The sequence below is a fragment of the Shinella sp. M31 genome (assembly GCF_049199205.1).
Taxonomy (GTDB): Bacteria; Pseudomonadota; Alphaproteobacteria; order Rhizobiales; family Rhizobiaceae; genus Shinella.
The window spans coordinates 1-18,100 of sequence record NZ_JBLZPH010000083.1; the positions used below are offsets into that span (position 1 = coordinate 1).

An 18,100-nucleotide genomic window follows, 5' to 3' on the forward strand; every position below is an offset into this window, starting at 1 on the left:
GGATGCCGGCACACCGATCAGGAATACCCCAAACGCGTCTCCCGTAGCCGCCTGGTTCTGTTGTTTTGAAAGTGCGGCGAGATTACCTTGTTCTTTAATGTATTCCTGACCCAGCTGTTCGCAGTTTAGGTTTCCATAAGCGGCCATAGGAATGTCGACCGGCACGATAGCATCAGGGCGCTTTGCACACGACGTTGCAACAGCCGCGGTTATCGCGACGGTGATCAGGTTATTTCTCATGTTGTCCCCCAGAATTGCGAATGCATAGAAGCAAATCACGCAGGGGTTGTCGAGCGATGTAGGCGTAGAAAACTGAATGTCTCAATTATGTCCAGCAGCTCAAATGCGGGCGGTGCGTCGGTTAGGTCGTCCTCAGCCAGCATGCCGGCGACCCCAGGGTCGTAAGGGAAATCCTTCAGCGCATCGAGGCGGGCCAACGGAGCAACATCGAACGGAATTAGTGCTCAACGGCGTTGCCGGTCACGGAACGACGGTGGGTACCATCAAAGTGACCATTTGAACCTGATCCACGTCGACGCGATATTCGATATGAAGCGAATGATCGACGAGGTCGTACCTATCCCACGCGCCGTACTCGCCCAGTATTGGGTCAACGGACGCTTGGCCGCTCCGCGAAGGTTTTCCGAGGGCCGCGATCACGTCGTTTCTGGTGCTGCCGATCGGTAGATCAATCTCCTGGTACGCGAAAAGGGCAGAGGTAAGAAAGATCGTTGTTAAGCGATCGTCGCTATCGCACACGATCTCAAATCCCTCGCTCTCGCAGCTATAGTTGATGCGCTTTTCCGCTAGGTCATCATCGACTGACTTGCTGAATACTCAGCTCGAAAAAGGTGCGCTATTTAGAAGACCAGTTGCGCTTTTTGCCTAGATATCTAGTGAGAGTAGGCATCGGTGCTCCAGATGCATGGGGAAGAGACCTGCATGATTGCCGCCGATAGGACGCGCTGTCGTATTGCTCCTTCACTTGGCCATGAAGGCTTCTTCAGCTCCACCGCGGCACGCGTGAAACATTCCTATAACGACAGCGCCGCGAGCGGAAAGTCCTGTTCGGCCCCAAAGCGCTCGGCTCGCGTTTTTGTTCGGTGAAGTTTTATGAAGAGCGGAAGAGAGTGTGCTGTTCATGCACCCGAGTACTTGGCCTCGAACTGCCTCGATCCCACAATGAGCGCCCCGCGTGTTGAGTGCGCTGGATTGCATCTCCCTTAGCCGCTTCTGGGAACCCGCCAACAGAAAAGCTCGCTCGTCCTTGGAGATGCTGTTTGATGCCAGAAGCTGTTGCAGCTTGCTGCGCTCTGATGCTTGGCTGACGTTCTGACATGCGCTTGCCGCGTTAACGTGGGATCCATTCGATGCGAGAACGCTGAGTGCTAAGCCGAGCCAAAAGGTGAAGTTGCGAAAAGACCTCATATGTTAAGCCTAGTGGGCCTCAGCAAAGCGTGCAACACACTTGCGCCGTTTCACATCTATGTTTCACAACCTAAGCGCTGCCGCTCGGGCGTGCGCGCCGGCCGGCCGGCCGATGAGCGCTGCAAAGGGGCGGAAGAGAGCGCACACTGCGGCAGTCTACCCGTAGATCACCAATATCTGATCAATTGTCAGCGGTGAGGGTATCCAGTCCAGGAATTCAAAAAGCTCGTCAGTCCTGAAGGAGGCCCAATAAGGCTCATAACCAGGCTCAAGATCTGGGACGGTTCTCCAGCGGATAATGTCCATCTCTCCTTCGTCGTTTCGCGCCGCTATAGGTGTGCCATCGCGAGGCGCGGTCGGAGCGAGGTAAGTCTCCGGCGCCGTCCGAAAGGCCTGGCTCAGATCTGGGTAGCCACTATTCATCGTCTTCCCCGCACAAAGAAAACTGCCCCGCACGACGGCGGGGCGAAAGCTGAACCTAGAGCTGGGGCACAATGCTTTGAACCGTGAATTGTTCCGGCTCGTTATCGTCAGCTGGGTCGGGATCCGCTTGGAGAAATCCAAGCCCGATCAACCAGTCGCGGGCAATAACCGCAAGGGCTTCTTCACGGTTTATGGCTTCTTCTTTGGCAAAGCGGTCAATGGCGTCCGCGATGTCTGGAGCGAACTTCATGCTTTTCCCCTCTGTACCGCCTTCTTCACGGCAAGGCTGAGCTGCGGGATGTCCCCGTCAGCGCCGTGCATCGTGAGCGTAACGAGTTCGACAGAAAGACCGGCACGGGCAGCTCTTTTTATCAGGTCGTTTGCGTGCTGCATCGTCCGATGCAATTCCTCGGCGATCTCGTCAGGGTTTCCCCAAATTTCATCAACCTTGTCCATGTAGCCCTCAGCGCTGTTAGGAGCGCACATAGCACATGCGTCAAGGTCTGATAAACACGCTCGCTTCCACTGCGGCCTTTAGGAATGCCTGTCTGGCAGCCGCGGGCTCATCTGTGCCCCGCATCACCGACAGACACGTTCTCAGAGCCGCTTGGTAGGCCTCGCCGGCACCTACCGGCCACTTATCCATCAAAGCTCTTGCTGCCTCAGCAGTGCTGGTTACGGTCCAATACTTCCCGAGCTTGTTGCTTTCGAACGTGATCGGTTCTTCCCAGCTTCCTTCGTCCATTCCACCCTCCTACGCAGAAAAGAACCCCGCTGAGGGCGGGGTTAGAGGCTTGGTCAGTGCAACTTTGAAACATTAGCAGATGCGACTTGATCCTCAAAGCGAGTTGACGATCGGCTCTGGCCGGCCTTGGAAGGTGGCCTTGTTCACTTCGCGGCTCACCCGATGCATTTGCATCTGAGCGTCAAGGTGATGGGCCAGAATGCGGATGAGGTTCTCAACTGGCGTGGCCGGATCTAGCCAGGCATCGAACACGGACGGATCCAGAATGATCGGCATCCTATCGTGGATTTGGCTGATGGGGGCGACCGCCGGCCCGGTGATGATCGTGCAGCTCGTGACGGGGGTTTCCATTCTGGTGTTGTGCGCCCACAGACCAGCGAAGGCATAGGGCGCACCGCCTGGCATCTGGATCAGCCACGGGTCCTTGCCGCCGTCCTGAGCCTTCGTCCATTCATAAAAGCCGTCGGCCGGGATGAGACAGCGGCGCGCCTTGAATGCGTCGCGGAATCCTGCAGTTGTCGCCACCGTTTCGATGCGCGCGTTGAACATCGCCGCCTTGGAAGCTTCCTTGGCCCAATGTGGGACCAGCCACCAGCGACCGTCGTCAACGACCTGATTGCCTTCCTTGTCGAGTCGGATAAAGGGCACCGTTTGCGTCGGGGCGATGTTGAATCGCGCCTCGGTATTCCGGGTCTTCACGTTCTCTGTGAGACGGTAGAGCGCAACCAGTTCGCGCCATGGCAGCATCTGCGTGAAACGTCCGCACATAGTTCCTCGGCTAAAGCTTAATCTTGCGGATGGAGGCAGCCGTTCGCTCGTTGCATTGCATGGCTAGTACGTGATGGTCCGCCAAGGAGGCGATAGCCACACAGGCCTCGCCCTCATCCCATCCTGCCTGAATAGCTTGCCAGATCAGCTTCTGAAACGCATCCTCAAGCTCCTGCTCGCAGAGCAAAAACCGGTCCTCGTTGCGCTCGTCAGATCGTGGCCCCCGAATTTCCATAGCCGCCTCCAGTCGCCAAGATAGCGCGGAGCCTCAAGCCGGCAAGGCTGCGTACTTCTCTTTAGCCGGTTCATCCCAGTAGGGGTAATGGCGAGCGCACCACCAGCGAGGCGCAACAGCTCGTGACGCAGCGAAGCCAAACCCGCCCCATTCCCCGCAGCCGGGATGTTCGCACCGGTGATCCACCACCCCATCTGCGGCATGCTGTTTGGAGCCGTTCTCGTCCGACATGGTCTGGTCCTTCCTTCTGGCGTCGCGGTCACTCAACGGCGCCGCGCTTTTCTCGGCTCGTCGATAAGAATGTTCGCCTCAAGTAGGCAGGAAACCGCGCCATGCATTGGGCTGTTCCCGCGTCGGCACAACCGATCGCAAGCCGGCGCCTGATTTCAACGAACGCAATGCTCGCCCCGAACTTCTTCACCAAAGCTTTTCGGTCATAGACGCCGTGCCGGTCACATCGCCGGCAGTCCATATCGATCTTGTCGCCGCGGAAGTGTCTCAGCTTTGGCAAAGTCATGCGGATCTCGCTTCGTTCATGAGTTGGTCGTTGCCGACGACCTCGATCCGTCCTTGCTCGTCGCATGCCCCGACGATCACATTGAAGCATTCTCCGGCGCGCGCTCGCATGAGTTCCACCATCCAACGCGCCCGCCCCACGCAAACGACGGGTAGTGGCTCGGACGGAATGACGGAGACGCGCCAGCGGGTCGCTGAGGCAGTGGGCTGCCCATAATCTGTGGCCTCCGTCTGGCGCCGCCAGCGACGGATGATCAGGCCCATTGTTCCCTTTCTCTCTGCCGCGAGCTGCAGCCGTCGAGATGTCACCATGGGCAGGCGGACCAGTTCAGAGACGACAACCGACACCCCGCCGAAGCTGATCGCTTCCTCGGCGTTGTCCATCACGCTCTCTTCATTGTCACTCTGGACGAAGAGCACCCGATCCATATCGAGGCCTACCTGCGTGAGCGCAGGAAAGAATAGGTCATCCCGAACGTAGCACCAAACGACTGGTCCCTTCGCCCGGGACGCGATCCCAGCGGCAAACAATGCCGCGGCCGCGCCGTTGACCGCGTCGACACCGCCGCCCGCGATTTCATGGATGGCCCCGAACGACAGACCTCCTCCAATGCGGTCATCGATCTCGCGACATCCGAAGGGCAGGCGGGCACGCTTTCGAGCCATTCCGCCGCCGATGGCGTCGATCTGTTCTTGAAGGGCAGCAATCCTTGCAGCGTTCGAAGAGGCCATCGTCAGTCCTCCAGCGAAACGCTATCAGGATCTGGGCGCCATCCGCGCGTATAGCCGTGGCTCATCGCCTTCGAGCAGATAGCGATCTGGCCTCGAAGGTGTCGGCAATCCTGGAGCAGAGTGGCGATTGTCGCCAGCGCGTCGCCGTCGTGCCAGGCGAGGGCATCCTCAATCTCGTTGGTGCCTTCTGGCTGTTTTTGATTCGGGCGCACGTCGTCGTTCTCCTGTGTCTCGTGCCACAGTAGGCATCAGTTTCAAGGTTTCAGATTGGCGCCCGCATCGCCGGTCTGTTCTCAATATGTTCTCGCTGCAGCCGGAGTCAATCGGGTAGAGGTGAGTTTCCCCTATGTCGCACGATGCCGGAGCGGAGAACTGGGCGACCGTCGCCTCGCTTGTCGACTCATAGCGGTCGCCTGAAAACGTCGCTTACGGAGACCAGTCATTGTTGTTCCCACCTGTCCATCGCCTGCCGTGCCAAATCCTTCTGTCCTCCGAGGTAGTGCGTGTGCAGGATCGCGTCGATATCCTTCGGCGAGTGCCCTGTGATCGCGCCTATCTCGGCGATAGAGCAACCGGCAAGAGCGAGACGCGTGACTGTCGTGCCGCGTAGATCATGGAATGTGAGACCGCTGATGCCGGCTTTCTCGCACGCCTTCCGCCAACTGGTCGAGAAGCCGTCCGACGTCCATGACTTCCCTCGAGTGGTACACAGGATCGTTGGCGCTCTTCGAGTTTCCGCCTCCAGCGCGCGGTGAACCTGGATGGCCGCCGGTATCACCACCCGCCGACCTGTTTTGCTCTGCCGAAGCCGAAAGACGGAGCCGTCGTAGGAATTCCAGCGGAGTGCGAGGAGGTCCCCCTGACGTTGCCCGGTCCATAAGGCTAGCAACAACGCTAAGCGCAGTTCCTGGCAGGCCGAAGCATTGAAGGCCGCAATGTCGCCGTCGGTCCACGTCTTCTCGCGCCGATCGACGCTGTAGAGGCGCCCGCCGCGCTCGGCTATATTGGCCGAAAGCTGTCCGCGGTCCTTGCCGAATGACAGAACACGGGCGAGGGTGGTCCAAGCGTAGTCGGCAGCACGGGGATTTTCAACCAAGCCATCACGCCAGGCTTTAAAGACGCCGCGCGTAGCCTTGGCTTCTAGATCACCAAACGTAAGAGTGCCGAACTTGTCCTTGAGGACGTCGAGGTAGCGGTTGTACCCTCGCTTGGTGGAAGCCGATAACTTCTTGAAGTCGGAGGAGCCACGGAAGGCCGTGATTAGGCCGTGTAGCGTCTCGGGGTTCGGGTTGCGTCGTCTGTCGTGCGCCGCGTCGAATGCAGCTTGCAGGTCAACGTCGTCCGGTTGAAGAGGGGTGCCGTTTGCCGTCTTTAAGAGCGGGCCGCCGCGCCAAGCGTAGCAATAATAAATCGTCCCGCCATCGGCGAGGGTCTTTTTGACCTTCATGAGGCCTTTGAGTGGTCCCGCCATATATTTTGCACCAGGTCAGAGGTTCGCCGTCGGCAGAGATGCCGACCGCCTTATCGCTCTCCTCTAACGTGGTGGTGCGGTTGGTGAGGCCGCGTCGTGAACGTAGGCAACCGGCTACGCGCCGTCAACCGGGATTGCACTCAACAAGGTTGATGGGCGTTACAAGACATCTGTGGTTTCGTTCGGTCGTGCACGCTGAAATCAAGAAGAGAAGCGCGATGGCCACGACGCTTTGCATGTCGCTACGCCTGCCGATCCCGCAGGCGCACGCCGGGGCCGTTCCCGTTTTGGTCGATGAAGAGGATGCCGGCCGACTCAAGGGCATGGCGGACAGCGGCAACGTTGTTGGCAAGGCCGGTTGCAGTTCCTTCGCTGGCCTCCATACGCTTTAGGGTGGGAACAGAAATGTTCGAGGCTAGGGCCAGGTCCGCTTGGCTAAGGCCGATCAGAGCGCGACCGGCGGCGATTTGACGGCCGGATATCATCAAAATTGATCCATAGGCATATTTTTGATCCAAAGGTATTGACTCAACTTGGAGATTGATCCATAGGTATCACATCGAACTTTTCAGATCAACGAGGAGACCCGCCATGTCCGCAACATCGCCCAGATTAAGACCGTTCCGCTTCACCGAAGGTCAGGCTGTCCTGCTTGGAGGAGATCTTCCCGCGGTAATCCGCGGGAAGTTAAGAACCTTCGCCGGACGAGCACAATACAGGATCGAACTGACCGGCGAGAACGCCGGTCGTCCATACCGTACGGTGATGGAGGACGGCCTTGTCGAAATCCCTGAGAGGTCCGCGAAAACGCGCTATTGCGGCGCTTCTATTCTTTCTGCAGGGCGGAAGATGCTGCTATTGCCGCCGGTGGCTCACGCTCACCTATGCGCCTTATAAGCGGCGCCCTGAGGCCGCTACGATCGAACACTTGCGCCGCCAAGCTGATGGCGGCCGGCATCGCCTGGAGAACCTCGCGCTGGCCTGCAAGGCCTGCAACGACAGGCGAGGGGCCATGGATTGGCTGACTTATTCCAGCTGGATCCGCAACGAATTCTAAGTTTACCGCTGACGCGCCGTAGGGGGCTGCGCGCGGTCTTTTACACCACAGGCCCGCGCTGCACCACCGTCGCCCACACCAGACGAGCGCGGGCCGCCTATACGCTGCGTTACACCGCCTTCACGCCCGCGGCCGCCAGCAGCCTAGTCATCCGCACTGGGTCGACCAGCGTCCCGCTCTCCAATTTTACGATTTCTGCCACGGTCAGTCCGGATACGAGCGATAGCTGCTCGAGACTATAGCTTTTGGATTTGCGCAGGTCAGCGATGGGGTTTGTCACGTTTACGGTCATGATCTTCTCCTGTTATTGCGTCGCAATATAGGCCCTGTGCGACGCGCAACAAGGGCTCGATAGGACATGGAGTTCAACGCGTATCCCTTGCACGTTCGAATTTCTCAAGGTGTTGTTGACAGTAACCAAAGCGATCGTCACAACTAGATGTCGAATGGCATTTGCGGTTGTGACACGCTAAGGTGCGCGGCCTCTCGCTTTGCTGAACGATTCTAAGCAACTTACGATGGCGAACATAATCTATTGGAATGTGGAGGGGTAAATTATGGTTTCAGTGAAGTCCGGAGAATATATCTCGTTGGATATGCGCGACTACGACTATGACATCGACGATCTACCGTATCTCACTTCAGTTAGTAAGTCTTCGACATATCTACGCGGAACGTTCAGCGATGGTACCCGTATCTCGATAGATGGGACGGGTTTTACATATGATAAATCTACCGGCATACCGAACGGCGGCGAGATCCGCAGTTTGACTGTGTCTGAGTACGGCGGCGACGAGATCGGATCTATTTCGGGGCTTCATCTAGCCGTACGGGATGTCGCTCGGGTCGCGCAGACGGAAAGCATTTCCGACGACATTGCGTTGGTAAAATCGACCTTGGCGGGCAATGACAGCATTTACGGTGGACGATACGCTGACATTCTCCTTGGATACAAAGGCAATGACCTCCTGAGCGGTAAGGCTGGAAATGACAAGCTTTATGGGGGCGATGGCAACGACAGCTTGTATGGCGGTGCTGGCCATGACTACCTCAACGGCGGCGCTGGGGCCGACACATTCATCTTCCGCAGCATTTCCGATTCAACTTATGCGTCCGCCGGTCGGGACACGATTTACGATTTCTCGTCACAAGACAGGATCGATCTTTCCGCAATTGATGCCAACCAAAAAGTGGCCGGTAATCAAGCGTTCGCTTATATCGGGAAGTCTGCTTTCCACGGTGTGAGCGGCGAACTCAGGTTTGAGAAGCAAGCATCCGACACCTACATCTACGGTGACGTCAACGGAGATAAAAAAGCGGATTTCTCAATCCACCTCGATGACGCGGTTGATATCTATAAGGCGTATTTCTTCCTTTAGGGATGGACTCTGAAGGTGAAGAGGGCCCGTCAATGACGGGCCTTTCTCGTCCGGGTGAAGTCTGGCGGCGCCGTTGGAGTTTGAGCCCATATGCCGCCCGCCGGAGCCCGCCTGGCGGGTTCAGTGGCAGGATACGGGTTCCGAGGGCACTCTTTTCACCAGTTCTCTTGAAGCGCTCCTCACAAGCGTTCTCACCGCCTTGAAAACAGATTGGCAAAAACCATATCGACGGCGCCAGAATTGTAACTGAAAGGAGCACGACGATGCTGGCTGACGTTTACTTCTCTGTCCCCCTCCATGTTTCCTTACCCAACGGTGTAACGCGCTGCTTTGAGAGCCTGCACGACACCGTCGACTTCCTTGAAAATGAATGGCCGTTGCGTCACGGCGCGCGATACAAGCGAGCGTGCGAGAAGTGCCGCGCTGCATTGTATCGAATGGCGCCAGTCGCTGTAGCACGTGAGGCGTTCGTTTCAGCGTGCCTGGAAGCGGGATTGCCCGTCGAGGCATTTTCGCCGAGTTGGCAGAGGGGCCCATCGTCACCGCCGCGCATGAGTGCCTAAACGCACCGCGCCGCTCGCTAACACGTGGCGGCGTATTTTGGGAACGAAGTTCCTTTAGCAGCGTTCGCCTCCTGATCAAAAAATGGAGAGCGGCATGAATCGTATCATCTACATCGTCGGACTGGTCGTAGTCGTCCTGGTGATATTGTCGTTCCTCGGTCTTCGGTGAGCGCCATGACTGATGATCGAGATCAGCGGATCAAGGATCGAGCCTTCGAGCTCTGGCAGCGCGAAGGTTCACTAGACGGTAGGAGCTTGGGTCACTGGCTGCAGGCTGAGCGCGAGATTGAAGAGGAGGATGCGACCGAGGAAAGCCGACTCGACGAGGTCGAACCAGTTGCGCTAGCGGGCGCCGTGAACCCTCATTGAGGTTTGACTCCAATAGGAGCCAACCGAGGCAGCCGAAACGTCATTAGGAAAGAAATTAGGAGCCGGTTCAATCAAGAACCGACTCCTTCAATGTAATCAGCATGTTAGCTGAAGAAACTGGCTCCCCGGGCCGGATTCGAACCGGCGACCTGTCGATTAACAGTCGAATGCTCTACCGCTGAGCTACCAGGGATCATCCGCTCGCTGCTGTTGCCAGCTGCTCGCTGCGGAGTGAGCGCGTAATACAAATGCTGGATCGATTTGCCAAGCGCTTTTTGACAAAAAAATGCAGCGGACTTGATTGATTGTGGACAAGTCTCCAACTGGAAGCAAGACGACGCCCGGAAAACCAGGCCTTGCAGCGAAATGAGCACTATATGGCGACGAAAAAAAACGACATCAAATTCGGTATCGACCCCCGCACCCGGGAGATCGTCGTCGGCTCTTTTCGTTTGAAACTGCCGGAATCGCGCTGGTTGCGCACGCTGATCGGCGTGCTGCTGGTCTTCGGAGGCCTTCTCGGCTTTCTGCCGGTGCTCGGCTTCTGGATGGTGCCGCTCGGCCTTCTCGTGCTGTCGCATGATTCCCACTTCGTGCGGCGCCAGCGCCGCCGCCTCGCCGTCTGGTGGGCAACCCGCAGGGCGCGCCGCAGCGCGCGTTGATCCTGCCTTGCATCGCTTCTGATGTCCTGATCTAACCCGATGGATATCGGGCGAGGGGAAGCATATGGAATTGCTGATGAAAGGGGCCGTGATCGGCTTTGGCGCGACGGTGCTGATGGATCTCTGGGCGGTCCTGCTCTGGATGGCCTTCGGCCAGTCGCGGCCGAACTGGGCGCCGGTTGGCCGCTGGGTCTGGCATCTGAAGAGCGGCACCGTATTCCATGACAATATCGCTGCCGCAGAGCCCTATGGGCAGGAGCAGGCGCTTGGCTGGATCTTCCACTATGCCGTGGGCATTCTCTACGGCGTCATCCTCGCCCTGTTTGCCGGAGCATCCTGGTTTGCCGCGCCGACCTTTCTGCCGGCCTGGATCGTCGGCATCGTCACCGTCGGCGCGGGATGGTTCCTGCTGCAGCCGGGGCTCGGCATCGGTGTTGCGGCCTCGAAGCTCCCCAACGCCAATGCGGTGCGCATTCTCAATCTGGTATCCCACAACGTCTTTGCGCTGGGCCTCTATGGAACGGCGCTTCTCATCCGTTGAAAAGACACGCCACCGCGGGCATTGCGCGGTGGCGTTTCAGTTTAGCGGGCGGCGGCCACGCCAAGGATGAGACCCGTGGCGACGCTCATTAGAAGGTAAGAGTTGTCCACCTTCACCCATTGCTGGCCGCGGGCGGGCTTGCGCAAGCCGTGACGGTGGTAGTCGCGCACGGCCGGACGACCCCGCCAATCGGAATAGCGTTCGCCCTTGCGCCAGTTATGGCGCTTGACGATCACCTTTTTCTTTGTGGTGTGGGTATAACCGGGCTTGCGGTCGTGGCCGTAGTGCTGCTGGGCCTGTGCCATCGGTGCGGCGGCGAAGGAGAGGGCAACGGCGGCGAGAAGGGGGCGGGTGAACAGTTTCATCGGTTGGTTCCTCGTTGTTGATTTGAGAAACCTAGGCCCGATGCGATGAACCAAAACTGAACGGCAGAATTACAATTCTGTAATGAAAGCAGGTGCTTATCTTGTGCTGAACAGTGCCGTCAGCCTGTTCGCAGACGGATATGCACCTAGTGGGTGGAAGGAACGTCGTCCTCCTCCAGGAAGGAGTGGATGCCGTCACGGGCCACGGTGGCCAGGAACTCGTCGAACGCCTCCCGGTCGGTTGCAAAGGGGGCGTCCCATTCGAACAGGTCTTCGTTCTGCGTCACCACCTCCAGCCGCCAGTCCTGCTGGGTGCCGGCCGGCCGGTAGATATCGACGAGAACGGTGATGTCATCCTCGGTGAATTCGCCGGAGAGTTCGGAATGCTCGAGCTTGGGTTTCTTCGCCATGGGTGATTCCGTTTGAAATGTCTGGTCCGGCATATGCGCATGGCCACGCGCATCCGCAAGGGGCGCATCACGGCACCGGGTCAATTCCCGCGGATGCGGACACATGCATCCCGCCATTGCGCGAGCTTTTTTCCATCGCCCTTTTGCGGGGCAAGCGAATAGGCCGTGCCGGCGATGGTGATCGTCGCCCCCTCGCTGGTTTCCTTGGAGAGCGTATCGAGCAGCGGGGCGGTGTCATAGGTGCCGAGGCTGAGCATCCAGCCGCCGTCCATCTCATTGGCATCGACATGGATCATCGAGAACGGCAGGTCGATTTTCTTGGCGCCGGCCGAAAGCGGTACGTTTGCATAGGTCGTGCCGGCGGACGCCTTGATCAGATCGACCGCCATCGTCTCCACGGGGCCGGTGAGGATGTTGATCTGCAGCGGTGGCGTCTGGGCGGGATCGCAGACGAGGCTGTAGGCCACGCATTCGGAGACGTCCTCGCCGGTGCATGGACTGAAGGTGAGATGCGCCGCCGGCTGGTCCTCGTTCTCGTAGAAATAGGCATGGAATTCCTCGCTCCATGCCGGTGCCAGGCCGAAGAAAAACACAGCGAAGATGCCGGCAAGACGCGATGCGAACCTCATGAGACCCCCTGTCGATGACGAGCCGCATAGGCGGCGCGACGGACGTTTTGTGCGCCGCGCTCAGCCTGCCGGCCAGCCGAGTATCCGCATATCCACGGCATTTGTCGATGGTTTCGTGGCGGAGGCCGGGCGGTCTTGCGTGAGGCCGCGCCCCATGGCGATGGCGGCGATGCGCAGGCGATCCTCGACCGCGTCGCGTTCGGCCAGCACAGTGCGGATGGCCTCGAGCGCATCCCAGTCGTGGAGGGCCAGGACAGCCATGGCTTCGTCTTTGTTGCGCTCGTGCGATTGCGGGATCATTGTAGGCGCAGCTCCAACTGCTTCTTGCTTTTGAGAACATAGAGGGGCCGGGGCGGGGCCTGCATCCTCTGCCGGCGTTCCGCACGCTCCGCCGCGACCTTTTCACGCCAGGCGCGAGATTCCGCGACCACAGCAAGGGCTCTTTCTATCGCGTCCATCTGCATGATCATCTCCAATCTGTTCCCTTTATGTTCTATTTTTGATGCCAAAAGTCAATGGGATTTTTGAGAAATCCGAGCTCCGACCAGGGAGTGAGTGCGGAGAAGGGGCGAAGCAAATGAACGGCAATTCGGGATCGGTCGGCCACACCGAATTTGGTGAGGCGGAACGGTTGAAGCCCGAACTGCCACACCCGGAAGGTCTGGGGCCGTCTCGGTATGTTGGAATTCCGAAAGGGAAGGGATGGAGGCCTCGCCGAGAATCGAACTCGGGTGCAAGGATTTGCAGTCCTCTGCGTCACCACTCCGCCACGAGGCCATCCGTTTGCTATAAAGCGTGTGGTGACGGGCGTTTAGAACGAATTCAGATAGGGTGCAAGAGGCTTTCCTGTCGATTGCTACGCTTTTTTGTGGGCAGGCGGCGCGCCCGCCGGGCGCGCCGTGTCGTATTATTGCGCCGGAGCGCCTTCGAGGCCGACAAGCGCGATCTTGGCGTAACCCGCGCCGCGCAGGAGGTTCATGACATCCATGACGCTGCCGTAGTCCACGGCCTTGTCGGCGCGCAGCAGGATGCGGGTGTCCTTGTTGCCTTCCGTTACGGCATCGAGTTCCGGGCCGAAATTGTCGCGGCCGATCTCGCCGTTGCCGATCGAGACGGTCAGATCCTTCTTCAGCGTCATGAAGACCGGCTTGTCCTCGCGCGGCGTCGGCTGGGCGACGGAGGAGGGCAGGTCGATATTGATGTCGACGGTGGCGAGTGGTGCGGCGACCATGAAGATGATGAGCAGAACCAGCATGACGTCGATGAACGGCGTTACGTTGATTTCGCTGTTCTCCTCGAGGTCGTCGCCACCGCCTTCCTTGATCTTGCTGGCCATGGCTTTACCCGAGCTTCACGAGGGAGGCGCCCGCGCGCTCACCGCGCTGGGCGGCGGGAAGGCGAACGGCACGGCGCACGTCGAGGTCGCGGCTGGCGAGCCGTTCGATGGCGGCCGAGGCGTCGGCGAGGTTCTGGCGGTAGCCGGTGATGGCGCGGGCCAGGAAATTGTAGATCACGACGGCGGGAATGGCGGCGACGAGGCCGATGGCGGTGGCGAGCAGCGCTTCGGCGATGCCGGGCGCGACAATGGCGAGGTTGGTTGTCTGCGCCTTCGAGATGCCGATGAACGAGTTCATGATGCCCCAGACCGTGCCGAACAGACCGACGAACGGCGCCGTGGAGCCGATGGTGGCAAGCAGGCCGGTGCCCTTGGCGATGCGGCGGCCACCGTGCACTTCCATGCGGCCGAGGCGCGAGGCGATGCGCTCCTTCACGCCGCCGTCGGAAACGTGGTCGAGCACGGTCTCGGAGGCTTCCATCTCTTCGCGGGCGGCACGTGTCATGAGGGCGACGAGCCCGCGGTTGCGGCCGAGCGCCTGTTCGCCATCGTCAAGGCCGCGGGCGGCGATGAGGCGGCGCACGGCGTGGCTGGCCGAGCGCTGGGCAGCGCCCAGTTCGATAATCTTGACCAGCAGCACGGTCCAGGTGACGACGGAAGCGAAGGCAAGGCCGATCATCACGCCCTTCACGACGATATCGGCCGCCATGAACATGCCCCAGGGCGACAGGTCGTGCGGCAGGCCGGCCTGGCGCGCGTCGGCGGCATCGTCGACCGCGCCGAGTTCGGTCGCGTCCTCATCGCCAGCCATGACATCGGTTTGGGTCGTCGTTGCCGGGCCGGCCGACGTGTCGGCGCCGCCTTCCGTGGCGGTCGGACGCGACGTCGTTTCGGTCGTTGTCGTGGCCGTGCCGGTTGCAGTGTTCGTCGGCTGGATCGCGTCGGACTGGGTCTGCGTCGATTGGCCGGCAATCGGCTGGCTGTCCGTCCGGACCGTGGGTGTCTCCTGGGTTTGCGCCGAAACGGCGTAGGGGGCGGCAAGCGCCACCAGGATCATCGCGAAGGGCAGTGGAGACCGTCTCAGCACGGCGTATTCCTCTTGTATGTCTGACTTTAAGCGGAGCCCGCTCGAGGACGGGCCGACGGCGCGGGCGCAAGCACACCGCTAAAACCTGACTGTTCAATACGACATTATGCCCCGGACAGGCAATAATATGTTGAGTAATAAATTCATGATAACGCGCGCAAGTCGAAGCCGATCCTGAAACGATGGCGTTACCGGTGGTTTTTGCGCCCAATCCGAAGGCGCCTATGGACACCCGGCCTGAAACCGCACTAAGAGAATTGCGATGCATCCGGCAGCGGGCCGGGCCTTTGCGCCGGTCTCGCCGTTTTATTCAAGGGCTAGAGATGATTGACTACAAAGCAGCGCGCACGAAGATGGTGGACAACCAGATCCGTACGACGGACGTGACGTCGCACGAGGTGCTTGACGCCTTCCTGACCGTCGCGCGCGAAGAGTTCGTGCCGGCGGCGGCAAAGCCGCTCGCCTATATCGATAACGACATCCAGCTTGCTCCCGGCCGCTACCTGATGGAGCCTTCGCCGCTCGCCAAGCTGATCCAGCTCGCCGAAATCGCCAAGAGCGATATCATTCTCGAAGTCGGCTGCGGCACGGGTTACGCCTCGGCGATCCTGTCGCGTCTCGGCAGCTCGGTCGTGGCGCTGGAAAGCGATGCCGATCTTGCCGCGACGGCAACGGAAACGCTGGCGCGTCTCGGCTATGACAATGTCGCCGTCGTCTCCGGCGATCTCGAAGCCGGCTATGCGGCGGAAGCGCCCTATGATGTGATCTTCGTGCATGGTGCAGTCGAGTATGTTCCGGCCGCCCTTTTCGCGCAGCTGCGCGATGGCGGCCGCATGGTCGTCGTCGAAGGCTACGGCAATGCCTCGCAGGCCCGCATCTATATCAAGGAAAGCGGCCATGTTGCCGAGCGCAACGTGTTCAACACGGCCGTCAAGCCGCTGCCGGGCTTTCGCAAGGCGAAAGAGTTCGTCTTCTAGGACGGCTTGGCCGCCAGAGACGGGAAGGGCCCGCTTTGTTGCGCTTTGGCAACGGGCCTTTCCTATTGTCGCTGCCGGACCTGAGGGGACTGGCGCGATCCCTGTTTCCCAAGCAACTTAAAGGCACTATTCGCAAGCGGTGCGGGAACCGCTCGAAGCGGATGCTGTGTGCCGAAAGCATGCGCGCCTCGCGGATAAAATGTGTCAAAGGGCGGCTCAGTGGCGGGTCGATCCAGGATCGGAGTTTTGTACTGTGTCCATTCTTCGTCGAACCGCCCTTGCCGTTGCGCTCGCCTCCGCAGCCTTCGTTCTCCCGCAGGGCGCAAATGCGGAAACGCTGACCGGCGCGATGGCCAAGGCCTATGAGAACAATCCCGACCTGAACGCCGCCCGCGCGGCGCTGCGGGCCATCGACGAGAACGTGACGATCGCCAAGGCGGGTTATCGGCCGCGTGTGAGCGCTGTCTCGGAATATGAGGTCACGGGCACCAAGCTGGACAAGCGCCCGTTCTTCGGCCAGCAAAAGACAAAGCAGCTCACCTCCAGTCACGGCATTACCGTCACGCAGCAGATTTTCGATGGTTTCCAGACATTGAACCGCGTAAAGGCGGCGGAACTGAACGTTTTGGCGAGCCGCGAGCAGCTGCACGCCAATGAGATTTCCATTCTGTTGGCGGCTGTCGAATCCTACGCCAATATCGCCCGCGACCAGCAGGTCGTCGCGATCCGCAAGCAGAACCTCGCCTTCCTGCACGAGCAGCTCAACGCCGCCAATGCCCGCCTCGACGTCGGCGAGGGTACGCGCACGGACGTGAGCCTCGCACAGGCCGAGTTGGCTGCCGCCAAGGCGCTTTTGACGGCGGCCATTTCCCAGCTCAAGCAGAGCGAAGCGGCCTATGTGCAGATCGTCGGCGTTGCGCCGTCGGGGATCAAGCAGCCCGCCGCCGCGAAGAAGGCCATGCCCGCTTCGCTTGATGCCGCTGTGGCGATGGGCTATCAGGAAAATCCGACCATCCTTTCGGCCATGCGTAGCGCCGATGCCGCCGGCTACAATGTGCGGGTCGCCGAAGGCACGATGCTGCCGGGGGTCTCGCTGCAGGGCGATCTCTACAAGTCCGTGAACAACGACGCCGGCCCTGCCGATAACCTGACCGGCGCGCTCTCGGCCCGTGTCGTGGTTCCGCTGTATCAGGGTGGTGCAGAATACGGCCAGATCCGTCAGGCCAAGGAACAGCTCGGCCAGCGCCAGATCCTCGTCGATTCCGCGCGTCTGGAAGTCCAGCGCACCATCGTTTCGGCCCACGCGCAATATGAAGCATCGGTCGCTGCCATCGGCGCGATCCGTCAGCAGATCGAGGCCGCCAACATGGCGCTGAACGGCGTCGTGGAGGAACGCAATGTCGGCCAGCGCACGACGCTCGACGTGCTGAACGCCCAGCAGAACGTGCTGGACGCGAAGGAAAGCCTCGTCTCGGCCCAGCGCGACGCCGTCGTCGCCAGCTATTCGCTGATTGCCGCCATGGGCGCCTTGACGGTGCGCAGCCAGGGACTGGAAGTCACCGAATACCGCGCCGAGCGCCACTTCGAGAAGGTCAAGGACAAGTGGTTCGGCCTTCGCACGGTCGACAGCAACTGAGCGGTCGCAGCCTCACCCTTGTGGCGGCAAACAAATCTGTGCATCACTCTTAACACATGATTCGCGGCGATTTAGTTCGCCGCTGAACTCGCCTAGGGTTTTGCGGATGTCCGGCAGGTCTTCGTGCCATGCCGCGGACGCCGCAGAGAACGGGGATAGAAATGGCTCAGCCAAGTGTAGCGCGTGAACCGTCCATGGATGAGATCCTGGCGTCGATCCGCAAGATCATCGAGAACAACGAAGCCCAGACGGATTTTGCCGCCGACGCACAGGATGACGACGGCTTCGATATCTCGACAGAACGGGACGGCAGCCTTCTCGATCATCCCGCGGTCGTGGAGCAGTTCCATGCCGAGGAAACGCGCGCGGCCCCGGTTCAGTCCCTTCCGCTTGAACCCGTGCAGGTCGCAAGCCAGCCGGCGCAGACCGCCGGTCAGCCCGCATTGTCGCTGGCGGATGTCGCCGCCCGTGTTCGCGCCGCTTCAGAGCGCCATGTTGCCGCCAACCGCGAACCGGCGGCTGAGCGTGAGGTTTTCGTTGACGGTCCGGTGCAGCCGGTTGCCCAGCGGGAGGAAAATCCCGTTGTCACGGCGCGTGTTTCCGCCATGGCAAGCCGCTTCACCCCGGTGAGCGATGGTGTCGAGGCCGTTGCCGAGAAGATTGAGGTTGCAGCACCCCGTGGCGAGTCGGTCCCGGCCGCCGTTGCCGAAGCAATCGAAGACAGCCCTGTTGGCCGCGAGATCGCGGCCCTCGTCTCGCCCGCGGTCGGCG

Annotated in this window: 27 protein-coding genes and 2 tRNA genes; 9 read left to right on the top strand and 20 right to left on the bottom strand. The window is 60.0% G+C overall.

The window, feature by feature from the left end:
* From ACOZKU_RS13940 to ACOZKU_RS13985, 10 genes are all read right to left on the bottom strand, one after another.
* Positions 1 to 240: hypothetical protein (locus ACOZKU_RS13940; RefSeq protein ID WP_421579389.1), on the bottom strand; the 240-nt coding region annotated here is incomplete at its 3' end.
* A 1,666-nt stretch (positions 241 to 1,906) separates the two neighbouring features.
* A complete protein-coding gene (locus ACOZKU_RS13945) occupies positions 1,907 to 2,101 on the bottom strand; it encodes a hypothetical protein (protein WP_421579390.1) in 195 nt (64 codons plus the stop codon).
* The gene (locus ACOZKU_RS13950) at positions 2,098 to 2,307 is read right to left on the bottom strand and encodes a hypothetical protein (protein WP_421579391.1); all 210 of its coding nucleotides are present in this window, start codon (positions 2,305 to 2,307) and stop codon (positions 2,098 to 2,100) included. The genes ACOZKU_RS13945 and ACOZKU_RS13950 overlap by 4 nt, the downstream gene beginning before the upstream one ends.
* A 40-nt stretch (positions 2,308 to 2,347) precedes the next feature.
* Positions 2,348 to 2,596 carry a DUF982 domain-containing protein gene (locus ACOZKU_RS13955; RefSeq protein ID WP_421579392.1) on the bottom strand — a complete coding sequence of 83 codons (249 nt, stop codon included), beginning with the start codon at positions 2,594 to 2,596 and terminating at the stop codon, positions 2,348 to 2,350.
* Between the two features lie 93 nt (positions 2,597 to 2,689).
* Positions 2,690 to 3,364: an SOS response-associated peptidase gene (locus tag ACOZKU_RS13960; protein WP_421579393.1), complete on the bottom strand. Its 675-nt coding sequence runs from the start codon at positions 3,362 to 3,364 to the stop codon at positions 2,690 to 2,692.
* A gap of 10 nt (positions 3,365 to 3,374) precedes the next feature.
* Entirely contained in the window at positions 3,375 to 3,599 is a 225-nt protein-coding gene (locus ACOZKU_RS13965) for a hypothetical protein (RefSeq protein ID WP_421579394.1), read from the bottom strand.
* Positions 3,600 to 4,112: 513 nt separating this feature from the next.
* Entirely contained in the window at positions 4,113 to 4,847 is a 735-nt protein-coding gene (locus ACOZKU_RS13970; RefSeq protein ID WP_421579395.1) for an ImuA family protein, read from the bottom strand.
* A gap of 2 nt (positions 4,848 to 4,849) precedes the next feature.
* A complete protein-coding gene (locus ACOZKU_RS13975) occupies positions 4,850 to 5,059 on the bottom strand; it encodes a dehydrogenase (RefSeq protein ID WP_421579396.1) in 210 nt (69 codons plus the stop codon).
* A gap of 227 nt (positions 5,060 to 5,286) precedes the next feature.
* Complete coding sequence (locus tag ACOZKU_RS13980; RefSeq protein ID WP_421579397.1) at positions 5,287 to 6,294, bottom strand: tyrosine-type recombinase/integrase; 1,008 nt, start codon at positions 6,292 to 6,294, stop codon at positions 5,287 to 5,289.
* Positions 6,295 to 6,560: 266 nt separating this feature from the next.
* Positions 6,561 to 6,803: a transcriptional regulator gene (locus ACOZKU_RS13985; RefSeq protein WP_421579506.1), complete on the bottom strand. Its 243-nt coding sequence runs from the start codon at positions 6,801 to 6,803 to the stop codon at positions 6,561 to 6,563.
* A gap of 293 nt (positions 6,804 to 7,096) precedes the next feature.
* On the opposite strand from ACOZKU_RS13985, the gene ACOZKU_RS13990 reads away from it, so the two are divergent.
* Positions 7,097 to 7,375, top strand: a complete 279-nt coding sequence (locus ACOZKU_RS13990) for an HNH endonuclease (RefSeq protein WP_421579398.1) — start codon at positions 7,097 to 7,099, stop codon at positions 7,373 to 7,375.
* 109 nt (positions 7,376 to 7,484) lie between these two features.
* Here the strand turns inward: ACOZKU_RS13990 and ACOZKU_RS13995 are convergent, their stop codons facing one another.
* Positions 7,485 to 7,667: a helix-turn-helix domain-containing protein gene (locus ACOZKU_RS13995; RefSeq protein WP_421579399.1), complete on the bottom strand. Its 183-nt coding sequence runs from the start codon at positions 7,665 to 7,667 to the stop codon at positions 7,485 to 7,487.
* 265 nt (positions 7,668 to 7,932) lie between these two features.
* On the opposite strand from ACOZKU_RS13995, the gene ACOZKU_RS14000 reads away from it, so the two are divergent.
* From ACOZKU_RS14000 to ACOZKU_RS14010, 3 genes are all read left to right on the top strand, one after another.
* Positions 7,933 to 8,754, top strand: a complete 822-nt coding sequence (locus ACOZKU_RS14000; RefSeq protein ID WP_421579400.1) for a calcium-binding protein — start codon at positions 7,933 to 7,935, stop codon at positions 8,752 to 8,754.
* Between the two features lie 263 nt (positions 8,755 to 9,017).
* Complete coding sequence (locus ACOZKU_RS14005) at positions 9,018 to 9,317, top strand: DUF982 domain-containing protein (RefSeq protein WP_421579401.1); 300 nt, start codon at positions 9,018 to 9,020, stop codon at positions 9,315 to 9,317.
* Between the two features lie 174 nt (positions 9,318 to 9,491).
* Positions 9,492 to 9,686, top strand: a complete 195-nt coding sequence (locus ACOZKU_RS14010; RefSeq protein WP_421579402.1) for a DUF2934 domain-containing protein — start codon at positions 9,492 to 9,494, stop codon at positions 9,684 to 9,686.
* Positions 9,687 to 9,804: 118 nt separating this feature from the next.
* Here the strand turns inward: ACOZKU_RS14010 and ACOZKU_RS14015 are convergent.
* A tRNA-Asn gene (locus ACOZKU_RS14015) sits at positions 9,805 to 9,879 on the bottom strand.
* 184 nt (positions 9,880 to 10,063) lie between these two features.
* Here ACOZKU_RS14015 and ACOZKU_RS14020 point away from each other — a divergent pair.
* Together ACOZKU_RS14020 and ACOZKU_RS14025 are read left to right on the top strand one after the other, a co-directional pair.
* Complete coding sequence (locus tag ACOZKU_RS14020) at positions 10,064 to 10,348, top strand: hypothetical protein (RefSeq protein WP_421579403.1); 285 nt, start codon at positions 10,064 to 10,066, stop codon at positions 10,346 to 10,348.
* Between the two features lie 64 nt (positions 10,349 to 10,412).
* Complete coding sequence (locus tag ACOZKU_RS14025; RefSeq protein WP_421579404.1) at positions 10,413 to 10,889, top strand: DUF2938 domain-containing protein; 477 nt, start codon at positions 10,413 to 10,415, stop codon at positions 10,887 to 10,889.
* Between the two features lie 41 nt (positions 10,890 to 10,930).
* Here ACOZKU_RS14025 and ACOZKU_RS14030 read toward each other — a convergent pair whose 3' ends face one another.
* The 8 genes from ACOZKU_RS14030 to exbB form a co-directional block, all read right to left on the bottom strand.
* Complete coding sequence (locus ACOZKU_RS14030; protein WP_421579405.1) at positions 10,931 to 11,254, bottom strand: RcnB family protein; 324 nt, start codon at positions 11,252 to 11,254, stop codon at positions 10,931 to 10,933.
* 146 nt (positions 11,255 to 11,400) lie between these two features.
* The gene (locus tag ACOZKU_RS14035) at positions 11,401 to 11,664 is read right to left on the bottom strand and encodes a hypothetical protein (RefSeq protein ID WP_117370992.1); all 264 of its coding nucleotides are present in this window, start codon (positions 11,662 to 11,664) and stop codon (positions 11,401 to 11,403) included.
* An 80-nt stretch (positions 11,665 to 11,744) separates the two neighbouring features.
* On the bottom strand, positions 11,745 to 12,293 hold the full coding sequence (locus ACOZKU_RS14040; protein WP_421579406.1) for a hypothetical protein: 549 nt from the start codon (positions 12,291 to 12,293) through the stop codon (positions 11,745 to 11,747).
* Between the two features lie 60 nt (positions 12,294 to 12,353).
* Positions 12,354 to 12,554, bottom strand: coding sequence for a hypothetical protein (locus ACOZKU_RS14045; RefSeq protein WP_421579407.1), 201 nt, complete (start codon positions 12,552 to 12,554; stop codon positions 12,354 to 12,356).
* 35 nt (positions 12,555 to 12,589) lie between these two features.
* Positions 12,590 to 12,757, bottom strand: coding sequence for a hypothetical protein (locus ACOZKU_RS14050; protein WP_314094183.1), 168 nt, complete (start codon positions 12,755 to 12,757; stop codon positions 12,590 to 12,592).
* 239 nt (positions 12,758 to 12,996) lie between these two features.
* Positions 12,997 to 13,070, bottom strand: a tRNA-Cys gene (locus ACOZKU_RS14055).
* Between the two features lie 130 nt (positions 13,071 to 13,200).
* On the bottom strand, positions 13,201 to 13,629 hold the full coding sequence (gene exbD / locus ACOZKU_RS14060; protein ID WP_421579408.1) for a TonB system transport protein ExbD: 429 nt from the start codon (positions 13,627 to 13,629) through the stop codon (positions 13,201 to 13,203).
* 4 nt (positions 13,630 to 13,633) lie between these two features.
* Positions 13,634 to 14,716 carry a tonB-system energizer ExbB gene (gene exbB / locus ACOZKU_RS14065; RefSeq protein WP_421579409.1) on the bottom strand — a complete coding sequence of 361 codons (1,083 nt, stop codon included), beginning with the start codon at positions 14,714 to 14,716 and terminating at the stop codon, positions 13,634 to 13,636.
* 326 nt (positions 14,717 to 15,042) lie between these two features.
* On the opposite strand from exbB, the gene ACOZKU_RS14070 reads away from it, so the two are divergent.
* From ACOZKU_RS14070 to ACOZKU_RS14080, 3 genes are all read left to right on the top strand, one after another.
* Positions 15,043 to 15,693 (top strand): protein-L-isoaspartate O-methyltransferase, encoded by a 651-nt coding sequence (locus ACOZKU_RS14070; protein ID WP_314094243.1) that lies wholly within the window; start codon positions 15,043 to 15,045, stop codon positions 15,691 to 15,693.
* Between the two features lie 253 nt (positions 15,694 to 15,946).
* On the top strand, positions 15,947 to 17,329 hold the full coding sequence (locus tag ACOZKU_RS14075) for a TolC family outer membrane protein (RefSeq protein ID WP_421579410.1): 1,383 nt from the start codon (positions 15,947 to 15,949) through the stop codon (positions 17,327 to 17,329).
* A gap of 161 nt (positions 17,330 to 17,490) precedes the next feature.
* The coding region (locus ACOZKU_RS14080; protein WP_421579411.1) for a DUF2497 domain-containing protein at positions 17,491 to 18,100 on the top strand (610 nt) is incomplete at its 3' end.

What these genes read in the sequence shown, in the direction of transcription:
- ACOZKU_RS13945 (WP_421579390.1), bottom strand. Translation starts at nt 2,101, where the DNA reads ATGAAGTTCGCTCCAGACATCGCGGACGCCATTGACCGCTTTGCCAAA.
- ACOZKU_RS13950 (WP_421579391.1), bottom strand. Translation starts at nt 2,307, where the DNA reads ATGGACAAGGTTGATGAAATTTGGGGAAACCCTGACGAGATCGCCGAG.
- ACOZKU_RS13955 (WP_421579392.1), bottom strand. Translation starts at nt 2,596, where the DNA reads ATGGACGAAGGAAGCTGGGAAGAACCGATCACGTTCGAAAGCAACAAG.
- ACOZKU_RS13960 (WP_421579393.1), bottom strand. Translation starts at nt 3,364, where the DNA reads ATGTGCGGACGTTTCACGCAGATGCTGCCATGGCGCGAACTGGTTGCG.
- ACOZKU_RS13965 (WP_421579394.1), bottom strand. Translation starts at nt 3,599, where the DNA reads ATGGAAATTCGGGGGCCACGATCTGACGAGCGCAACGAGGACCGGTTT.
- ACOZKU_RS13970 (WP_421579395.1), bottom strand. Translation starts at nt 4,847, where the DNA reads ATGGCCTCTTCGAACGCTGCAAGGATTGCTGCCCTTCAAGAACAGATC.
- ACOZKU_RS13980 (WP_421579397.1), bottom strand. Translation starts at nt 6,294, where the DNA reads ATGAAGGTCAAAAAGACCCTCGCCGATGGCGGGACGATTTATTATTGC.
- ACOZKU_RS13985 (WP_421579506.1), bottom strand. Translation starts at nt 6,803, where the DNA reads ATGATATCCGGCCGTCAAATCGCCGCCGGTCGCGCTCTGATCGGCCTT.
- ACOZKU_RS13995 (WP_421579399.1), bottom strand. Translation starts at nt 7,667, where the DNA reads ATGACCGTAAACGTGACAAACCCCATCGCTGACCTGCGCAAATCCAAA.
- ACOZKU_RS14000 (WP_421579400.1), top strand. Translation starts at nt 7,933, where the DNA reads ATGGTTTCAGTGAAGTCCGGAGAATATATCTCGTTGGATATGCGCGAC.
- ACOZKU_RS14005 (WP_421579401.1), top strand. Translation starts at nt 9,018, where the DNA reads ATGCTGGCTGACGTTTACTTCTCTGTCCCCCTCCATGTTTCCTTACCC.
- ACOZKU_RS14010 (WP_421579402.1), top strand. Translation starts at nt 9,492, where the DNA reads ATGACTGATGATCGAGATCAGCGGATCAAGGATCGAGCCTTCGAGCTC.
- ACOZKU_RS14020 (WP_421579403.1), top strand. Translation starts at nt 10,064, where the DNA reads ATGGCGACGAAAAAAAACGACATCAAATTCGGTATCGACCCCCGCACC.
- ACOZKU_RS14025 (WP_421579404.1), top strand. Translation starts at nt 10,413, where the DNA reads ATGGAATTGCTGATGAAAGGGGCCGTGATCGGCTTTGGCGCGACGGTG.
- ACOZKU_RS14030 (WP_421579405.1), bottom strand. Translation starts at nt 11,254, where the DNA reads ATGAAACTGTTCACCCGCCCCCTTCTCGCCGCCGTTGCCCTCTCCTTC.
- ACOZKU_RS14035 (WP_117370992.1), bottom strand. Translation starts at nt 11,664, where the DNA reads ATGGCGAAGAAACCCAAGCTCGAGCATTCCGAACTCTCCGGCGAATTC.
- ACOZKU_RS14040 (WP_421579406.1), bottom strand. Translation starts at nt 12,293, where the DNA reads ATGAGGTTCGCATCGCGTCTTGCCGGCATCTTCGCTGTGTTTTTCTTC.
- ACOZKU_RS14045 (WP_421579407.1), bottom strand. Translation starts at nt 12,554, where the DNA reads ATGGCTGTCCTGGCCCTCCACGACTGGGATGCGCTCGAGGCCATCCGC.
- ACOZKU_RS14050 (WP_314094183.1), bottom strand. Translation starts at nt 12,757, where the DNA reads ATGCAGATGGACGCGATAGAAAGAGCCCTTGCTGTGGTCGCGGAATCT.
- exbD (WP_421579408.1), bottom strand. Translation starts at nt 13,629, where the DNA reads ATGGCCAGCAAGATCAAGGAAGGCGGTGGCGACGACCTCGAGGAGAAC.